Annotated in this window: 1 pseudogene; it reads right to left on the bottom strand. The window is 68.3% G+C overall.

Features of this window, described 5'->3' with window-relative positions:
* Positions 1–262 (bottom strand): annotated as a pseudogene (locus BVI061214_RS13615) (transposase); the annotation flags it as partial.

The following is a 262-nucleotide window of genomic DNA, read 5'->3' as shown; positions in this document are numbered from 1 at the left end:
AGGCCCCGCTCGTTCATCCCCGGCATCAGCACGTAACCGCCGAACGCGCCCAGGGGCCCCACGCCCACAGCGGCTTCAGGGAGGGAGAGGCTGTGGATGCGGTGGCCGTGGGCCAGGGGGATGGGTTTGAGGTCCACCACCTGGAGGAGACCCATCCCCCCGGCGAGGCGGATGGCCAGGTGGGCCAGAATCCCTTGGGCCTTTTGGGGGACCCTGTAAAAGCGGGAGAGATGAGGGAGGGAGGGGAAGTAGGCCTTCAGGG

This window comes from Thermus aquaticus (genome assembly GCF_001280255.1).
In the GTDB taxonomy this organism is placed as follows: Bacteria; Deinococcota; Deinococci; order Deinococcales; family Thermaceae; genus Thermus; species Thermus aquaticus.
Note: the sequence above shows the minus strand (reverse complement) of the source record. Positions and strands in the feature narration are given on the sequence as shown.